Raw genomic sequence first — 3,638 nt, forward strand, 5'->3', positions numbered from 1 at the left:
GATTTAGCTGGTAATAATTATGCCGGTACTACAGGTGCAACTGCTTGGAATTTCACCACGGCTGTCGCCGCTGATACTAAGGTTTTTTCCATTGTAGAAACTGGATTAACCAAGCTGGATGAAATTCTTAAAAAAGAACAGGAAAGTATTAAGATTCCCATCATCGGTCCCTTCCAGAACCTCAATCAAGATTTTATTGGTAGCTTCAAAAATGGCCTGGTTAATGCGCTCAAAACAGGGAGTGATTTAACGGCAGAGCAGTTACAAACAAACCTGCGGAGTTCTCTAGGAACTAACTTCAACATTAGGGTTCAAAAGAATACCACTAACGAGGAAAGCACCTGGGATATTGCAGTAGGCCGGAAATATCAACTCGGTACAGTTAGCGTCCTCAAAGATTTAGGAATGCCTGCCCTTGGCTTTAACGCCGATGGTAATGGCAATGCCAACCTCGATTATCAGTTAAACTTCAGCCTGGGTAACAGCAAAACTTTTGGCCACTATATCGATACCACCAAAACGAATCTGACGACTAACCTGGGGTTTGGTCTAAATGACTCGTTCAAGACTTCTGCAAAACTAGGATTTTTCCCAGCCACCCTCAACGAAAATACCACCCAAGGCAAGCGCACTCAAATTGGCGGGACATATCAGCTCAAGCTGAATGACTTAGATAATCTGGGAGGTATCAATGATGGCGATCGCCTGACCGAGGCAGAACTCAATAGTTCCTACAACCCGCAAAACTTATCACAGTCTACCTTCTCCACCAGTGGGGATCTGAGCCTGAAAGGCCGGACAAATGTGGTCAGCAAAGCATTCCCCAACTTGGTCTTCGAGATGAAGTTCGGGTTTCCAAAAGCTGATTACGTCAACGGTAAATCCGTCAGTTCTGCTAGCATACCCAATGTTGAGGTCAATAATGCAAAACTGGATTTTGGCGAATTTATAACCGGCATTGCCCAACCTGTTTTCACTAAGGTTGACCAGGTTCTTAAACCCTTTCGGCCAGTTATTGATTTCCTAAATGCGGACACGCAGATATTTTCCAAAATCGGGCTGGAGAATTTGTTTAAGGATATAGATGGCAACCGGAAGCGGGTCAGTGTCATCGAAATGGTATCTACCCTTTCCAGTTTGTCAGGCCGACCAATATCCACTGGCTTCATAGAAACAATCGTCAAGTTAGACCGGGTGACTAAGCTGGTTAACGATTCCATCAAAAACAATGAGACTATTTTGATGGATCTCGGCTCTTTTAAACTAGATAATTACAACCCGTTAAAACGGATAGAAGAGTTCGAGAAAACATCTCCGCAGGCTAAAGCTATCGTTAAAATAGGCAAGGAAGAGCTTAAGAAAAAAGATCCGAAAGCTGCCGCACTTCTGACAGCGTTAGAGGTGGTTGATGGACTGGACGTGCCAATTATCACTAAGCCAGAAACAGCCATCCAGCTACTTTTAGGCAAACCAGATGTCCCAATTGTGACCCTGAATTTGGACAATCTGGATTTGGATGTGCCGATAAATATTACAAAGCCTCTGCCTCCTTTCCCACCGGTGAGTGTAGGCTTTGAAGGAAACTTGAAAGCAAAGGCTGACCTAAAATTTGGCTATGACACCTACGGACTGCAACAGTGGAAAGCAACGAACTACGCCTCGGATAAAATCCAATTGTTAAGAGATGGCTTTTATGTCAGCGATCGCAAGAACGCTGACGGAACTGGCCAAGATGTTCCAGAACTGACACTCTCCGCAAATCTCGCTGCCAAAGCTGGCCCAGATATTAAGGTAGCCGATTTTTACATCCTGGGCGGAATCAAGGGAAATGTCAACGTCGATTTGCGAGATGTTGGAGAGCGAGAAGGTAAAAGTGATGGAAAATTGCGAGCTTCCGAGATAGATACTGTCCTCAACAGCGCCCAACCTTGGAATATCATCAATTCAGTTTCCGGCACAATTAATGGTTCGTTGGATATTCGAGCCACAGCAGGTATTGGGCCGTTAAAGACAACCCTGTACCAGAACAACCTGGCAACTTTCCCACTGGCAAAATTTGGTTGGGAAACTGGAAACTCCACCGCCCCCCAAGGGACATCAAAATCTCCCAGCTTGTTCGATGTGTTTGTTCCCTTTCCAGTTCTGCCAAAATCCTTTACAGTTAGAGGAATTGCTGAGGCTACGGGCAAGACCTATTTGAATTTCAATCCGGCTTACCGCGCTTTAAACTTAGCTGTTGCTATAACAGATAACCCTGTTATCAAAAAGATTTTGCCGGCTCCCATATTAGAACCGATCAATAAGTTAGCTAACACTGGCAGAAACGTTGTGGGTTCAGTGCTGACTCTACCCTTCAACATGATTAGCCAAGGTCCTAAAGCGGCTATTAAGGATACCGTTCAGAGCTTTAGCAGTGGTGTGAAGGCAGTCGCTAAGGTAGGCAAATCTTTCGGTAAAACCCTTGGAAAATTATTTAACAGTGAAGTGACTGGGGCTGAGGTTTTCTTCGATGCCAACTTTAATGGAATTTTAGATCCCGACGAACCCTTTACGATTACTAACGCTGACGGTACCTATGATTTAGATATTTTTGTTCCCAATTTCGATACTAACCAAAGCGGTTTCCTAGACCCGGAAGAGGGCCGGGTGGTGGGAATTGGTGGCATCAATACTGCCACGAATTTGCCTCTGGAAACGCCCCTGTTTGCTTCTGAAGGTACGACCATCACTCCGCTTACGACCTTGGTCAGCGAGTTAGAGCGCAAAGGAATGGATGCAGAAGAGGCTCAAGCCAAGGTGCAGGCGGCTTTGGGAATTCCGGCAGATGTTGACTTGGGCAATTACGATGCCATCGAAGCGATGCGGGACAATGAACTTACTGGGTTAATTATCTACAGCCCGCACGTTCAGGTTCAAGTTGCAATTGTCTTGGTGACCAATTTATTTGCCAGTGCTTCCAATCTTTCTAAGGTGGAGATTGCCACAAAAGTCATCGGAGAGCTATCTAAGGTTGTAGAGCCGGGAACTCCTGTAAACTTGAGCGATCCGGCTCTGTTGCAGAAGTTGATTGAGTCAGTTGCCCAAAGCGTGCAAAAGCCAGAAGTTGCCAGTCTAGCAGGCAATGTGGCAAAAATCATTGCTGCTGGCAATCAGCGCATCAGCGATATTGCAGCCAGTAATATCTCGATCGCAGAGGCGGCGCTTCGCCTCGCTCAAGTGGAAAAGGCGATGTTAGCTGAGGTGGCTAAAGACCTCCAGCAAGTGGGGGCTGGTACGAAGAACATTGAGGAGGCGCTTGCTGAAAACACGGGTGCTGCTTTTGACAAGATGATTGCAGAGGCGAATGTTGAAAGCCCCCTGACTGTCAAAAACGTACAATATGGCTCGGAGGACTCTACCGAAACCGGCACTGACACTGGCACCACACCCGTCACACCAACACCGATCGCTCTGACCCCATCAGAAACAGCCTCCGACACACCAACACCATCGGAAACAGCCTCGGAAACACCCACACCATCGGAAACACCTACTCCCACCCCAACAACTAATAACCTCTCAGACGATGAGTGCATCTGCGACCAAATTACCTATCCCAACTTAAACCGACCCAACTCAGTTGAAAACACCATACTCGA

1 pseudogene is annotated in these 3,638 nt (G+C 46.4%); it reads left to right on the forward strand.

From position 1 onward, the window contains the following. Positions 1 to 3,638, forward strand: a pseudogene (locus QUB24_RS32940) (hypothetical protein); the annotation flags it as partial.

The sequence above is a fragment of the Microcoleus sp. B9-D4 genome (genome assembly GCF_036705105.1).
GTDB lineage: Bacteria > Cyanobacteriota > Cyanobacteriia > Cyanobacteriales > Microcoleaceae > Microcoleus.